Origin of the sequence: Metapseudomonas otitidis (genome assembly GCF_900111835.1) — a bacterium.
In the GTDB taxonomy this organism is placed as follows: Bacteria; Pseudomonadota; Gammaproteobacteria; order Pseudomonadales; family Pseudomonadaceae; genus Metapseudomonas; species Metapseudomonas otitidis.
Genome location: NZ_FOJP01000012.1, coordinates 57,096 through 70,523, shown reverse-complemented (window position 1 = coordinate 70,523; position 13,428 = coordinate 57,096). Strand labels below are relative to the sequence as shown.

The 13,428-nt window shown below is 66.8% G+C and carries 17 protein-coding genes; 10 read left to right on the top strand and 7 right to left on the bottom strand.

What is annotated here, in order from left to right:
• Window positions 1–15 precede the first annotated feature (15 nt).
• Both BM198_RS16515 and BM198_RS16510 read right to left on the bottom strand, forming a co-directional pair.
• Window positions 16–348: a four-helix bundle copper-binding protein gene (locus tag BM198_RS16515; RefSeq protein WP_074971384.1), complete on the bottom strand. Its 333-nt coding sequence runs from the start codon at window positions 346–348 to the stop codon at window positions 16–18.
• Between the two features lie 61 nt (window positions 349–409).
• A complete protein-coding gene (locus BM198_RS16510; RefSeq protein ID WP_074971383.1) occupies window positions 410–925 on the bottom strand; it encodes a DUF4142 domain-containing protein in 516 nt (171 codons plus the stop codon).
• Window positions 926–1,102: 177 nt separating this feature from the next.
• On the opposite strand from BM198_RS16510, the gene BM198_RS16505 reads away from it, so the two are divergent.
• Together BM198_RS16505 and BM198_RS16500 are read left to right on the top strand one after the other, a co-directional pair.
• On the top strand, window positions 1,103–1,957 hold the full coding sequence (locus BM198_RS16505) for an SDR family oxidoreductase (RefSeq protein ID WP_074971382.1): 855 nt from the start codon (window positions 1,103–1,105) through the stop codon (window positions 1,955–1,957).
• Between the two features lie 79 nt (window positions 1,958–2,036).
• Window positions 2,037–2,261, top strand: a complete 225-nt coding sequence (locus BM198_RS16500; protein ID WP_044402976.1) for a PLD nuclease N-terminal domain-containing protein — start codon at window positions 2,037–2,039, stop codon at window positions 2,259–2,261.
• A gap of 24 nt (window positions 2,262–2,285) precedes the next feature.
• On the opposite strand, the gene BM198_RS16495 is transcribed toward BM198_RS16500, so the two are convergent.
• The gene (locus BM198_RS16495; RefSeq protein ID WP_044402973.1) at window positions 2,286–3,116 is read right to left on the bottom strand and encodes an MBL fold metallo-hydrolase; all 831 of its coding nucleotides are present in this window, start codon (window positions 3,114–3,116) and stop codon (window positions 2,286–2,288) included.
• Between the two features lie 149 nt (window positions 3,117–3,265).
• Here BM198_RS16495 and BM198_RS16490 point away from each other — a divergent pair, with 149 nt between their 5' ends.
• The 4 genes from BM198_RS16490 (at window position 3,266) to BM198_RS16475 (ending at window position 5,411) form a co-directional block, all read left to right on the top strand.
• A complete protein-coding gene (locus tag BM198_RS16490) occupies window positions 3,266–3,781 on the top strand; it encodes a hypothetical protein (protein ID WP_074971381.1) in 516 nt (171 codons plus the stop codon).
• A gap of 10 nt (window positions 3,782–3,791) precedes the next feature.
• The gene (locus BM198_RS16485) at window positions 3,792–4,235 is read left to right on the top strand and encodes a DUF421 domain-containing protein (protein ID WP_044402967.1); all 444 of its coding nucleotides are present in this window, start codon (window positions 3,792–3,794) and stop codon (window positions 4,233–4,235) included.
• 105 nt (window positions 4,236–4,340) lie between these two features.
• Complete coding sequence (locus tag BM198_RS16480) at window positions 4,341–4,841, top strand: YciE/YciF ferroxidase family protein (protein ID WP_074971380.1); 501 nt, start codon at window positions 4,341–4,343, stop codon at window positions 4,839–4,841.
• 201 nt (window positions 4,842–5,042) lie between these two features.
• Window positions 5,043–5,411 carry a con-10 family general stress protein gene (locus tag BM198_RS16475; protein ID WP_074971379.1) on the top strand — a complete coding sequence of 123 codons (369 nt, stop codon included), beginning with the start codon at window positions 5,043–5,045 and terminating at the stop codon, window positions 5,409–5,411.
• A 53-nt stretch (window positions 5,412–5,464) separates the two neighbouring features.
• On the opposite strand, the gene BM198_RS16470 is transcribed toward BM198_RS16475, so the two are convergent.
• Window positions 5,465–5,734 carry a hypothetical protein gene (locus BM198_RS16470; protein ID WP_074971378.1) on the bottom strand — a complete coding sequence of 90 codons (270 nt, stop codon included), beginning with the start codon at window positions 5,732–5,734 and terminating at the stop codon, window positions 5,465–5,467.
• A 406-nt stretch (window positions 5,735–6,140) separates the two neighbouring features.
• Here BM198_RS16470 and BM198_RS16465 point away from each other — a divergent pair, with 406 nt between their 5' ends.
• Window positions 6,141–7,307, top strand: coding sequence for a zinc-dependent alcohol dehydrogenase (locus tag BM198_RS16465; RefSeq protein ID WP_074971377.1), 1,167 nt, complete (start codon window positions 6,141–6,143; stop codon window positions 7,305–7,307).
• Between the two features lie 35 nt (window positions 7,308–7,342).
• Here BM198_RS16465 and BM198_RS16460 read toward each other — a convergent pair whose 3' ends face one another.
• Window positions 7,343–7,690 carry a YgaP family membrane protein gene (locus tag BM198_RS16460; protein WP_074971376.1) on the bottom strand — a complete coding sequence of 116 codons (348 nt, stop codon included), beginning with the start codon at window positions 7,688–7,690 and terminating at the stop codon, window positions 7,343–7,345.
• Window positions 7,691–7,730: 40 nt separating this feature from the next.
• Complete coding sequence (locus tag BM198_RS16455; protein ID WP_044402951.1) at window positions 7,731–8,240, bottom strand: ferritin-like domain-containing protein; 510 nt, start codon at window positions 8,238–8,240, stop codon at window positions 7,731–7,733.
• 240 nt (window positions 8,241–8,480) lie between these two features.
• Here BM198_RS16455 and BM198_RS16450 point away from each other — a divergent pair, with 240 nt between their 5' ends.
• A complete protein-coding gene (locus tag BM198_RS16450; RefSeq protein WP_044402948.1) occupies window positions 8,481–8,648 on the top strand; it encodes a con-10 family general stress protein in 168 nt (55 codons plus the stop codon).
• A 201-nt stretch (window positions 8,649–8,849) separates the two neighbouring features.
• Window positions 8,850–9,101, top strand: coding sequence for a hypothetical protein (locus tag BM198_RS16445; protein WP_167368473.1), 252 nt, complete (start codon window positions 8,850–8,852; stop codon window positions 9,099–9,101).
• 104 nt (window positions 9,102–9,205) lie between these two features.
• On the opposite strand, the gene BM198_RS16440 is transcribed toward BM198_RS16445, so the two are convergent.
• The gene (locus BM198_RS16440; RefSeq protein WP_074971374.1) at window positions 9,206–10,378 is read right to left on the bottom strand and encodes a hydroxymethylglutaryl-CoA reductase; all 1,173 of its coding nucleotides are present in this window, start codon (window positions 10,376–10,378) and stop codon (window positions 9,206–9,208) included.
• A gap of 562 nt (window positions 10,379–10,940) precedes the next feature.
• Here BM198_RS16440 and BM198_RS16435 point away from each other — a divergent pair.
• Complete coding sequence (locus tag BM198_RS16435; RefSeq protein ID WP_074971373.1) at window positions 10,941–13,019, top strand: phosphocholine-specific phospholipase C; 2,079 nt, start codon at window positions 10,941–10,943, stop codon at window positions 13,017–13,019.
• Window positions 13,020–13,428 lie beyond the last annotated feature (409 nt).

Here is a 13,428-nt window from a genome sequence, read left to right as displayed (position 1 = left end):
CCTTGCAGGTGGGCTTCAGGCGGCCATGCGTTCGCACTCGTCGGCGCAGCGCTGGCAGGCCTGGGCGCACTCCTGGCAGTGCTGGCTGTTGTGCTGCTGGCACTCCTCGGCGCAGGCGGTGCAGGCGGCGTGGCACACCTGGCACAGGCCGGGGGCGAACTCGCTGCCGCGGATCATCAGCGTGGCGCACAGGTGGCAGAGGTCGGCGCAGTCCCGGCAGAGCTGGATGCAGCGGGTCATCTGCTGGGCATGTTCCTCGCTGAGGCAGGCCGAGGCGCAGGTTTCACAGGCGGCGGCGCAGGCGTTGCAGGCGGAGATGCAGGTCTGGAAGCGGTAGGTGTCGTTCATGGCGGGGGCCTCTTGCGCGAGGGGCGCCCGCCGCAACCGCGCGGGCGCCCGGGGTCTGCGATCAGCGCTTGGCGTCCAGCTCCTTGGCCAGGCTCTCGGCCTTCTCGAGGTGGGCCTGCAGCTTGGGCAGGATCTTCTGGGCGAAGTCGCGCAGCTGGGCCTGGTCGGACTGGGCGGCCTGGCGGTACAGCTCGACGGCTTCCTGGTGGGCCTTGACCTGGTTCTCGGCGTAGGCCTTGTCGAAGGAGTCGTCACGCATCTCCAGCAGCTTGGCCTTGGCCTGTTCCATCAGGCTGGCGTCATCGGCGGTCTTCAGTTTCAGCGTGGCGGCCAGTTGCTTGAGTTCGGCATTCGCGGCGGTGTGGTCCTTGACCATCATCTCGGCGAAGGCCTTGACCTGCGGGTGCTGGGCCTTCTTCTCGGCGAGCTTGCCGGCCTCCACCTCGGCGATGCCGGACTCGGAGGCGCGGTCGACGAAGTCCTGCGGGTCGACGGTGTTGGCGGCTCGGGCGGTGCCGCCGAAGGCGACGAAGGCAGCGAGCAGGGCGAACATCAGGTGTCTCAGGGGATGGGTCATGGCGGTGTCTCCGTGGTGGGTGATGACGGTCGGTAGAAGCGGGCAGGCGCGGACAAGTTCAAGGGAATGTCCCGGGCGGTTCGTCCAGACAGGTCGAACCTAAGCCGGGGAGGGGTTTCCCACCCTGTGAACGCCCGGCGACCGCCGGAAGCAACCACAGGCCACAGGGAGAACCCCATGAGCGAGCAGACCCTTCCCCCCCAGCACCAGGACAAACAGCCCGGCCGCGAGGGCGCCATGCACCCGCTGCCGGATTACTTCTCCGAACGCTACAAGGCCGCCGGCAAGCTGGCCGGCAAGGTGGCACTGATCACCGGTGGCGACAGCGGCATCGGCCGCGCCGTGGCGGTGCATTTCGCTGCCGAGGGCGCCCAGGTGGCGCTGGTCTACCTCGACGAGGAGGACGACGCCCGCGAGACCGCCGAGGCGGTGGCGAGCCAGGGCGGCCAGGTCATCACCCGGGCCGGCGACGTGGCCGATGGCGAGTTCTGCCGGCAGGTGGTGGCGGACGTGATGGACACCTGGGGGCGCCTCGACGTGCTGGTGAACAACGCCGGCGAGCAGCATCCCTGCGAGGGCCTGGAGGCCCTGGAGGAAGCCACCTGGGAGCGCACCTTCCGCACCAACATCCTCGGCATGTTCCAGCTCACCAAGGCGGCGCTGCCGCACATGGGGCAGGGGGCGAGCATCATCAACACCACCTCCATCACGGCCTACAAGGGCAACCCGTCGCTGCTGGACTACTCCTCCACCAAGGGGGCGATCACCGCCTTCACCCGTTCCCTGGCGCTGAACCTGGCGAGCCGGGGCATCCGCGTGAACGGGGTGGCGCCGGGGCCGATCTGGACGCCGCTGATCCCCTCCACCTTCACCGCCGAGCAGGTGGCGCGCTTCGGCGCCGACACGCCCATGGGGCGCCCCGGGCAGCCGGCCGAGGTGGCGCCGGCCTACGTGTACCTGGCCAGCGAGGATGCCTCCTACGTCAGCGGCCAGGTGCTGCACGTGAACGGCGGGACGGTGGTCAACGGCTAGGCCGCCGGGGCGGAAAGTCTGAACCCGGGCCGCCCCGTGCGACCCGAAACACCAGGACTCAGCAGAGGAGGGTCATCCCATGTCCGATCCCGTCACGTACTTCTGGATCGCCGTTGCCGGCATCCTGGTCCTGCTCGACCTGTGGGCGATCATCAGCGTCTTCCGCAGCAGCAAGTCGGTGGAAACCAAGGCGCTGTGGGCGCTGGGCATCTCGTTGTTCCCGGTGCTGGGGCTGGTCTACTGGGGCATCGCCGGGCCCCGGGGCCTGGGCCGCGGCCCGTCGTCCCCGGAGCACAGCAAGTAGTGCCGTGCCGGCCTGGCCCGAGGGTCAGGCCGGTTGCTTCAGGCGCTTCAGCTCCAGGGCATCGTGGCTGCAGAACAGCTCGATGTCCGGGCGGCTGAGGGAGAGGTGGCGCAGGCGCTGCTGGTTGCGCCGCCGGGCGCTGCCGTCGGTGTCCATCATCCACTGGTAGAAGCGCAGGCCCGGCGGGCAATGCCGCTGGGCGTGGCGAACCTCGGCGCGGTGGAAGTAGGCGTCGCCGGCGTGCAGCAGCCAGCCGTTGGGCCCCTGCACCGCAACCCCGGCATGGCCCAGGGTGTGCCCGGCCAGCGGCAGCAGGCACAGGGGTTCGCTTTCCAGCCCGCGCAGGGTCCGCACGGCATTGAAGCCGTTCCACTGCTCGCCCTGCTCGCGGTAGATCTGCCAGCGCTTCACGCGCTTCCACTGTTCGGGCACGAAGCGCCGGCGGCCGAAGAAACCGGTGCTGGCCTCGGCGCTCTTCAGCTCGCGCTCCATCAGGTGCACGGTGGCCCGTGGGAAGTCCTCCAGGCCGCCGGCGTGGTCGAAGTCCAGGTGGGTGAGGACGATGTGGCGCACGTCGTCGGGTTGGTAGCCGAGCCGGCGGACCTGGGCCACGGCGGTGAGGCTGGTGTCGTAGCGGATGTTGTTGAGCCGGCGGAAGAAGGCGCTGAGCCGGGCGCCGCGCTGGCGCATGTCGCGCAGGCCGAAGCCGGTGTCCACCAGTACCAGGCCGTCGTGGGCGGTCTCCAGCAGCAGGCAGTGGCACACCAGGTGCGCACGCAGACCGGTGCTGAACCCGTCGTAGAGGGCCCCGCCCAGGGGGCACATGCAGCCGCAGTCGAGGTGATGGATATGCATGGTGGTCTCCGGTTGCCTGGGTGTCTGCGGTTGGCAGGGGCTGGCGGCGGAGGTTCCGGTTTCCTGACCGGGCGGTGCCGTCGATCACTCGAACCGGGCGGCACGGCGCGGGGTCTGTGAAGCAAGGCCCATCACCCAGGAGCGCCGCCATGCTGCCCCGCCTCGATCCGTCCGATGAACAGGAGCGCCACTACCCGGTGCAGGAGAACCTCCACATGCAGCGGCGCCAGTGGGCGCTGGAGCGGGTGGGCGTCTGGATACTGGGGGCGCTGGTGCTGCTCACGGTGGCCGGGCTGTTCGCCAAGGGCCCGCTGAGCCATGCCGAGGCGGCTTCCGAGGACGGGCGCCTGCAGGTGACCTGGCAACGCTTCCTGCGCAACGGGGCCACCTCGACCCTGGTGGTGGACGTGCATGGAGTGGGCCCCAAGGTCCGGGTGGAACTGCTCGGCGAGCTGCTGGAGGGCTCCACCCTGGAAAGCCTGCAGCCGCAGCCGGCGGCAAGCCGTACCGCCGGGGGCAACGGCCTGGCCCTGGACGTGACGGCGGACGAACAGGGGCGGGTGCGGCTGTTCCTGTCCCTGCGCGCCGACGGCGTGGGGCTGTTCCGCAGCCAGGTCCGCGTGGGTGACCGGCAGGTGCCGGTCAGCCAGTTCATCTACCCCTGAGGAGCCCGCCATGGACGCCGTATTCCGCGCTGCCGCCATCTACTTCGCTCTGCTGGTGATCTTCAAGTTCTCCGGCCGCCGTTCCCTGTCGGAGATCACGATCTTCGACTTCGTGCTGCTGCTGATCATCGGCGAGGCCACCCAGCAGGCGCTGCTGGGGGACGATTTCTCGGTCACCAATGCGGTGCTGGTGATCGTCACGCTGATCAGCATCGACCTGGTACTCACCCGCCTGCAGTGGCGCTGGCCGCGCCTCGACCTCTGGCTGGAGGGCTCGCCGGTGATCGTGGTGGAGCACGGCGCGGTCCTGAAGAGCCGGTTGGACGCGGCGCGCCTGCGCGAGGCGGACATCCTCGAAGCCGCCCGCGAGAAGCACGGCCTGGAGCGGCTGGAACAGATCCGCTACGCCATCGTCGAGCGCAACGGGAAGATCTCCATCATTCCCGCGCAGTGACCGCACGGGGATAAAACTGGAACGGGTTGCCACCCCCCGAGTCGACTTTCCCGAGGCCTCTGGAGAGGCCCGGACCCATGACTCGAAACCATCTGGAGGCAACCCATGGCCCGTAAAACCGTTCAAGACCTGTTCATCCACGAACTGTCCGACGTCTACAGCGCGGAGAAGCAACTGACCCGCGCTCTGCCGAAAATGGCCCGTGCGGCCAGCAACCCGATCCTCGTCGAGGCCTTCCAGGCGCACCTGGAGGAAACCCAGGGCCAGATCGAGCGTATCGACCAGGTGGTGGAAGCCTTGGGGCTGAAGCTCAAGCGCGTGAAGTGCATCGCGATGGAAGGCCTGGTGGAAGAGGGCAAGGAGCTCATCGACGAGATCGACAAGGGCCCGGTGCTGGATGCCGGCCTGATCGGTGCCGCGCAGAAGGTGGAGCACTACGAGATCGCCAGCTACGGCACGCTGATCGCCATGGCCAAGCACCTGGGGCTGAAGGAGGCCATCGGGCCGCTGAAGGACACCCTGGCCGAGGAGAAGAGCACCGACGAGAAGCTCAGCAAGATCGCCGAGGAGGGTGGCAACCAGGCCGCCACCATGGAGTCCCGCTGAGGCCTGCCTGTACAACCCCGCTGCCACCGGCAGCGGGGTTGTACAGGTGTCGTAGCGAGCCTTGATATCACCTGGAAATCATCGATAACCGCTTGTCATTCAATGACTTAGCGAAGCCTAAAAAGATCGAACACTTCCTTTCGGCCCGTTTCAGAACCTCTGCAAGGCCAATTCCGGCCTGCCTGTCACAGGAGATTCATCATGTCGAACAACAACCCGGGCAACTTTGCCAACGACCGTGAAAAAGCCTCCGAAGCGGGGCGCAAGGGTGGCCACAACAGCGGCGGCAATTTCGCCAATGATCCGGAGCGCGCTGCCGAAGCCGGGCGAAAGGGTGGCCAGGTGAGCGGTGGCAACTTCGCCAACGATCCCGAGCGTGCTGCCGAAGCCGGGCGCAAGGGCGGCCAGAACAGCGGCGGCAACTTCGCCAATGACCCGGAACGCGCTGCCGAGGCGGGGCGCAAGGGTGGCCAGAACAGCGGTGGCAACTTCGCCAATGACCGCGAGAAAGCCTCCGAGGCGGGCCGCAAGGGCGGCCAGAACAGCCACGGCGGCAAGGACCGGGAGTAACCCTCCCTGGGAGCCCGCCGCCCGGCGGGCTCCCGCATGCCTCGGGACGGACGCTACCAGCGCTGGGGCAATGCCAGCGGGGGGAGCAGGGAATGGACGTCACCGGTGGCGCAGGCAATTTCTTCCAGCAAGCTCTTGCTCACGTCGGCCACGGCCTCAGGCGTGCACACCTCGGCGGTGGTCAACCCGGTGATGGTGATGGTGGCCTGGCTGTTGCGGTCGGTGAACTGGCAGGACAGCGAGCCATCCTCCTGGCGGATCGCCTTGCAGCTGTAGCCGGGCATGTTGAGTTCGAAGAGTCGACTGATTTCGCTCAGGAACATGGGATCCCCTGGTGCAGGGTGGTGGCGAATGTGCAGCGACGGAAGAACAACGGAAGGGAAGCCTCCGAGCAAAAAGGTCACTGTGCGGACTTCCTAGACTAGGGGCTGAGCACGCGCTGTAAATGATGGCGCAGGGCCTTGTCATCGGTGGGAAAGGCTCGCAGCAAGGCGCAGGCGAAGCGCTGTACAGATTCGACGGCGCCTGGGGTTGCATTTAGCTATCAATGGCCCTTCGCCGTACAACTCCTGTATCGAAACACCATCGGTCGGAAAGCCGCGCCCCATGCGGGACGCAGGTGACCCGGACGGCCTCTTCCGGGCCCATCCGACCGTTCATCCCGATTCACTGAACAGTCGCCCGGGCGGGTTTTCCGACAGGGGTAGCCCCCCAACCAGGAGAATCCCCATGCAGGCCTTGACCTACCACGGCAGCCACGACGTTCGCGTCGAGCGGGTGCCCGATCCCGTGATCGAGCAGCCCGACGACATCATCCTGCGGGTCACCGCTACCGCCATCTGCGGTTCGGACCTGCACCTCTACCGGGGCAAGATCCCCCAGGTGAAGCACGGCGACATCTTCGGCCACGAGTTCATGGGCATTGTCGAGGAGACGGGCCCGGCGGTAACGGCCGTGCGCAAGGGCGACCGGGTGGTGGTGCCCTTCGTGATCGCCTGCGGCGGCTGCTTCTTCTGCCAGCTGAACCTGCACGCGGCCTGCGAGACCACCAACACCGGCCGTGGCGCCATCCTCAACAAGAAGCAGATCCCGCCGGGTGCGGCGCTGTTCGGCTACAGCCACCTCTACGGGGGTGTGCCGGGTGGCCAGGCCGAGCTGGTACGGGTGCCCCGCGCCAACGTGGGGCCCTTCAAGGTGCCGGACGAACTGGACGACGAGCAGGTGCTGTTCCTCAGCGACATCCTGCCCACCGGCTACCAGGCGGTGGTCAACGCCGGCATCGGCCCCGGCAGCAGCCTGGCGATCTTCGGTGCCGGGCCCGTGGGCCTGATGGCTGCCGCCTGCGCGCGGATGCTGGGGGCGGAGCTGATCTTCATGGTCGATCACCACCCGTACCGCCTGGAGTACGCGCGCCAGACCTACGGTGTGATCCCCATCGATTTCGAGCGGATCGACGACCCGGCGGCGGCCATCATCGAGAACACACCCGGGCTCAGGGGGGTGGATGCGGTGATCGATGCCGTGGGCTTCGAGGCCAAGGGCAGTACCACGGAAACGATTCTGACCACGCTGAAGCTGGAGATCAGCAGCGGCTACGCGCTGCGCCAGTGCATCGCGGCGGTGCGCCGGGGCGGGGTGGTGAGCGTGCCCGGGGTGTACGCCGGCTTCATGCACGGCTTCCTGTTAGGCGACGCCTTCGACAAGGGGCTGACCTTCCGCATGGGCCAGACCCACGTGCACCCGACGCTGCCCACGTTGCTGGAGTACATCCAGACCGGCGCGCTGAAACCGGAGGTGATCATCAGCCACCGCATGGCGCTGGCGGAGGCGGCAGAGGGCTATCGGCTGTTCGAGAAGAAGGAGGAGGGCTGTCGCAAGGTGATCCTCCGACCCTAGGCGAAGGGGCGCCCCGGGTGGGGCGCCCTCGCAGGTCAGGGCGAGATCGGGTCGCTGGCGGGGAAGGTTTCCTCGATGGCGTTGTCGACCTTGGCCTCGGTCGGCGTGCGTGCCTTGCCCTGGGCGTTGTCCACCTTGGGCAGGGCCTCGCGCAGGCGGGCGATGCGCTGGCGCAGGTACTCCAGCTCGCCTTCCAGGTTGGTGACCATGCCCTTCATGGCGCAGTGGCCGGTGGTGCCGCGCCACAGCAGCAGCGCGCCGGTGAGGGCCTTGAGGGTGCCGGCGGTGCCGCCACGGTGGATGCCGGTGCACAGGGCCACCAGCCCGGTGCCCAGGGACAGGGCGCGTTCGATGCCGTGGACGTTCTGGTACTCGTGGTTCATGTCGTGTCTCCTCGTGTCGTGGGCTGTTGGCGAGCCGGGCTCAGCGCTTGGCCGGGGTTTCGGGGGCTTCGGAGCGGGCCAGGAAGGCCTCGGTGAGGCTCGGCAGGTGCTCCCTCAGCCAGTCGGCCATGGCCACCTCCTGGGGCAGGATGCGTTCGCAGGCACGCTGGGTCTCGACGTCACCGGCGGCCTGGGCGGCGGCGATGAGCACGGTGTAGGAGGCGATCTCCATGTTCTCGAACACGTAGCCGGCCATCGCGCCCTTGATCACCTCGTCGGTGGCGGTCATGCCGCCCACGGCCTGGCCGAAGGCCATGAGCTTGCCGCCGATGTCCTTGAGGGTGGACGGGCTGCTGTCCAGGCGCGCCAGGGCTTCTTCCAGGAGCTTCTGCTGGCCCAGGGTCTCCTCCAGGTGCTGGTCGATGCGGGCCTTGAGGTCGGGGTAGTGCTCCAGCCGCGAGGACTGCGCCTTGAGCATCTGCTCGGCCTGTTGCTCCATGGCGTGCGCATCACGCAGCCAGTCCAGCAGGTGGGATCGGGTCTTTTCCATCGGGGTGGTCTCCGTCTTGATGTCGGGATGACGAAGGTATGGAGCGGAGGTGCCGGGACGGGTTCAAGGTTCCTGACCACGGGCCGGTGATGCGGGGTGCTTGATATCAGCGCTCCATCAGCGGGCACCGCTCGTCGGGCAGCAAGCGCGGCGAAGCGCGATTCGTTCAGAACGATCCGCGAGGGGGCTGTTCGTACCTTCTGTGAGGCCAACGTCGGCCTGCCAAGAGAGGATGAAGACATGACCACCAACAAGAACCCCGGCAACTTCGCCAACGACCGCGAGAAAGCTTCCGAAGCCGGCCGCAAGGGCGGCCATAACAGCGGTGGCAACTTCGCCAATGACCGCGAGAAGGCCTCCGAGGCCGGCCGCAAGGGTGGCCAGAACAGCCACGGCGGCGGACGCTGATGGCGAAAATGGAAAAGCCCGCTTCGGCGGGCTTTTTCTTGCCTGGAAGAACGTCCCTGGAAGAACGTCGGGGATTCGTGATGGCGCGCCTCGTGCGGTCGTGGCTGGGCAGGCATACTGCAGCGCTCCCACTCTGCTGGCAGGCTCCCCATGTGGCCCTTCGACCAACCGCCGAACTGCGCGACCATCGTTTCGAAAAGCGTGATCGACAAACGCAAGCACATCCTTCACGTCGTCCATGACGAGGACGACCACGGCTGGCAGTTCCTCGACAACGAGAGCGAGGCCCTGGAAGACCTGTGCATCGTCGGCCTTGGCCATGTGCTCGACCTGGATCCCTCCATGGCCGAACTCGCCGGGCTCGAGCCCGGCTGGCAGGCGACGCGGGACGATGCCCAGGCCCCGTGGCGCATCGAGCCGGTGCCGCCGGAACCTGAAGACGAAACTGCCTGACCTCCCTGTATTGCCCAGCAGTTGCCATGAATCGCCATGGAGCGTTTCGAGAAACCCGGTGAGGTGACCTTCACCGAGTTCCCAGGCTCCTCAGGCCTGCGCCCTCAGCGGTTCCGCCCCAGCGCCTCGTGGCTGCTGACCCAGTCGCCGGCCAGGATCGCCGAGGTCAGGGACACATCGCCGGCCAGTACCACGGCCGCGATGATCTCCGCCAGCTTGTCCGCCTTGCCGGCACCGTGGCAGCCCAGCAGCTCCAGGCATTCCCGCTGGGTCGGCAGGTTGGTGCCGCCGCCATGGGTGGCGCAGATCACCGCGGGCAGGGTCACCGACCAGTAGTAGTCGCCGTTCTCCAGCAGTTGCCCGTAGGTGATGCCGCCGTGGGATTCGGCCACGTTGGCGGCGTCCTGCCCGGTGGCGATGTACATCGCCGCCAGCCCGTTGGCCGAGTGCGCGCCGCTGTACGCGGAACCGGCCTGGAAGGCACCCACGGCGGCGATCTGCCGGTAGCGGTAGAGGTTGGCGGGCTCGACGCGCAGCAGCTCGTGGGCCACCTCGCGCTTGAGGGTGAACTCGGCGATCACCCGCTTGCCCCGGGTCTGGATCATGTTCATGGCCGAGTGCTTCTTGTCGGTGTCGATGGCGCCGGAAAGGATGTAGCGCGGCTGCAACGGGTGGTTGGCCTTGATCCATTCGCAGGCTGCGTAGGTGGCCTTGCTGGTCATGTTCTGCCCGGCGGCATCGCCGGTGGTGTAGCAGAAACGGGTGTAGAGCATGTTGGCCACCGGGTACTGCTCGATCTCGAACAGCTTGCCGCTGCGGGTGGTGGTTTCGCTGGCCGCCTTGATCGCCTCGAACTCGCGCACCAGCCAGACGCCGAATTCGCGGGCCTGCAGCGCGTCCTCGAAGAAGAACACCGGTGCCCGCTGCATGGAGTGCTTGACCACCGTGGTCTTCACCCCGCCGGAGGCACTGATGGCGCGCATGCCCCGGCTGTAGCTGGCCAGCAGCGTGCCTTCGGTGGTGGCCATGGGGATGTAGAAATCGCCGCGCGCATGTTCGCCTTCTATCCGCAGCGGGCCGGCCAGCCCCAGGGGCATCTGCACCACGCCGATGAAGTTCTCGATATTGCCGCGGGTGACAGCCGGGTCGATGGCGTACTGGCCGACCGTGTCCAGCGCGGCACCGGTCTGCTCCTTGATGAAGTCACGGCGCAGGCTGGCCTGCTCGCGGGTGTAGTCGTTCTCGGGGTTGCGAGGAATGGGGGCGCCTCTGGACATCGTGCTCTCCTGCGGGTCGAGTGGTTCAGTCTGGGTGAAGATCCATGAGCCCGAGTGTGCCCAAGAGCGGCGCCACCGACATGACCGACCACGCCAATCGGATGATCCAACGCGTCAATCTTGAGCGCCCAACCGGATGCAGGGCGTAGGGTGAGCCGCGCTTCATCGGTCCACCGTGCGTGCTTGCCAGCCACTGCGCCGGGTGGATGAAAAGAGCGTCATTCACCCTGTATGTACTGCTACACCCGGAGAGGACAGACACCTTTGAAGGCGTTGGTCTGTACCACCCGACCTGCAGGCTGCGTACTGGCAAGGCGATCTCAGCCACCGCTCTATCTTGGACCTGTTCAGTCGGCAGAGCCTGTCAAGCAAAAGCTGGCCTAGACCAAAAACATGGTGTTGAAACGTGATGGGGTTGGCATGGATGGGCGTTGCAAGACGCGCTGAAACCAAAGCGTCTTTTTCCGTTACTAGCGTCGCCTGAGTTCGAACATCTCGCTGCCAGCGTCATGGAAGCGCTCAGCAGCCTTTTGCCACTCATACGACCTGGTGAGTTCCCCCGATGATTTCGAAAAGCAGAAGAAGCTTCATCCAGCTGGCGGCCGGCACGGTCGGTGCCACCGTCGCCAGCAGCCTGCTGCCGTCCAGCATCCAGGCGGCGCTGGCGATCCCCGCGCACCGCCGCCACGGCAACCTCAAGGACGTCGAGCATGTGGTGATCCTGATGCAGGAGAACCGCTCGTTCGACCATTATTTCGGCACCCTCAAGGGTGTGCGCGGCTTCGGCGACCGCGTGCCGATCCCGCTGCCCGACGGCCAGCGCGTGTGGCACCAGAAGGGCAGCAAGGGCGAGGTCCTGCCGTACCACTTCGACACCCGCACCACCAGCGCCCAGCGCGTGGACGGCACCCCGCACACCTGGCCCGACGCCCAGCAGGCCTGGAACGAGGGGCGCATGGACAAGTGGCTGCCGGCCAAGACCGAGCGCTCCCTGGGCTACTACAAGGAGCAGGACATCGCCTTCCAGTTCGCCCTGGCCAACGCCTTCACGGTCTGTGACGCGTACCACTGCTCGTTCCAGGGCGGCACCAACCCCAACCGCCTGTTCCTCTGGACCGGCACCAACGACGCACTCGGCCAGCACGGCGGCCCGGTGACCACCAACGACCACGACAGCGAAGGCCCGGTGGAAGAGGGCTACACCTGGACCACCTACCCGGAACGGCTGCAGGCCGCCGGCATCAGCTGGCGCGTGTACCAGGACATGGCGGACAACTTCTCCGACAACCCGCTGATCGGCTTCCGCCAGTACCGCGCGGCCGGGCCGGACTCGCCGCTGATCGTCAACGGTCTGAGCACCTGGAAGCTGGATGCGCTGAAGCGCGACGTGCTGGCCAATACGCTGCCGCAGGTGTCGTGGATCGTGGCGCCGGCCAAGTATTCCGAGCACCCCGGCCCGTCGAGCCCGATCTGGGGCGCCGAATACACCGCCTGGGTGCTGGACGCGCTGACCGCCAACCCCGAGGTGTGGAGCAAGACCGCGCTGCTGGTGATGTTCGACGAGAACGACGGCTTCTTCGACCACATGGCACCCCCTGCCGCGCCGAGCCTGAACGCCGACGGCACGCTGCACGGCAAGACCACCGCCGACGCCACCCTCGAATGGCACACCCTGGGCGACACCCGCTACCACAACCAGCCCTACGGCCTCGGCCCGCGCGTGCCCATGTACGTGATCTCGCCGTGGAGCAAGGGCGGCTGGGTCAACTCCCAGGTGTTCGACCACACCTCGGTGATCCGCTTCCTCGAACAGCGCTTCGGCGTGATGGAGCCCAACATCAGCCCCTGGCGCCGTGCGGTGTGTGGCGACCTGACCTCGGCCTTCGACTTCAGCCATCCCGACACCGGGGCACTCCCGGGGCTGCCGGACACCAGCCAGGCTGACGCCATCGTCGCCAGCCAGGTGAAGCTGCCCAAGCCCAAACCGCCAGCGGTGGCCGCCATGCCCAAGCAAGAGATGGGCCTGCGCCGTGCGCGCCCCTTGCCTTACGACCTGGCGGTACACGCGCGCTATCGCGTCCGCGAGGAAGCCCTGAGCCTGACGTTCGCCAACACCGGCAAGGCCGGCGCGGTGTTCCAGGTCTATGACCTGCTGGACAGCGTCCGCGCGCCGAAACGCTACACGGTCGGGGCCCACCGGCGCCTGCATGACCGCTTCACGGGGGACGCCAGCGGCGACTACCACCTGGAAGTGCATGGCCCCAACGGCTTCCTGCGGGTGTTCCGTGGCAACCTGCGCGTGGCGGCTGCCGACCGCAGGGCGCCTCAGCCCGAAGTGCGCATCGACCACGACCCGCTGTTCGGCAGGCTGGTGGTGCAGCTGGTCAACCGAGGCCTCAAGCCCCTGCGCATGACCGTGAAGGACAACGTCTACTACCGTGGCGAAAGCCAGACCCTGACCGTCGCCCCGGGCCAGCGCCGCGAGGTGCGCTACTCGCTGCGCAGCAGCGGCAACTGGTACGACTTCAGTGTCAGCGCACAGGGTGTGGAGGGCTTTTTGCGGCGCTTCAGCGGCCACCTGGAAGACGGCCGCCCGAGCTTCAGTGATCCGGGGATGGGCCTGGGCACCTTGACCTTCTGAGGCGTGACCCGGCCCGCGTAGGCGGGCCGGGTCGGGGGGGGGACTTTTGCAACTTGCTTCGGCCTTACTCCGAGTTTGATCAGCCATCCTGCAGGAAGGCCCGAGTGACGATAGCGAGATATTGTTCGCAGCTCTGCTGCGTTTGGGACGATTCTGCCGTGCTATCTTTCTGCGGCTGTACTATCAGGTATCGCCGTACGAACTCTCACAGCTAGAGCAATAGATGAAGTCGGCTACATCAGCACGTACAAGCTTTTGTTGCTCTGATATTGCTGGCGATATGACCAGTGGAACTACCGTCTTGTAGTGAAACGGCATCTGTTGGGCATTTTCCTGGAAATCTGCTGTTGAGTGATGCCTAGGTCGAGTCTTATGCTCGTTTGGCTATTTTGCTGGCTTACTTGCTAAT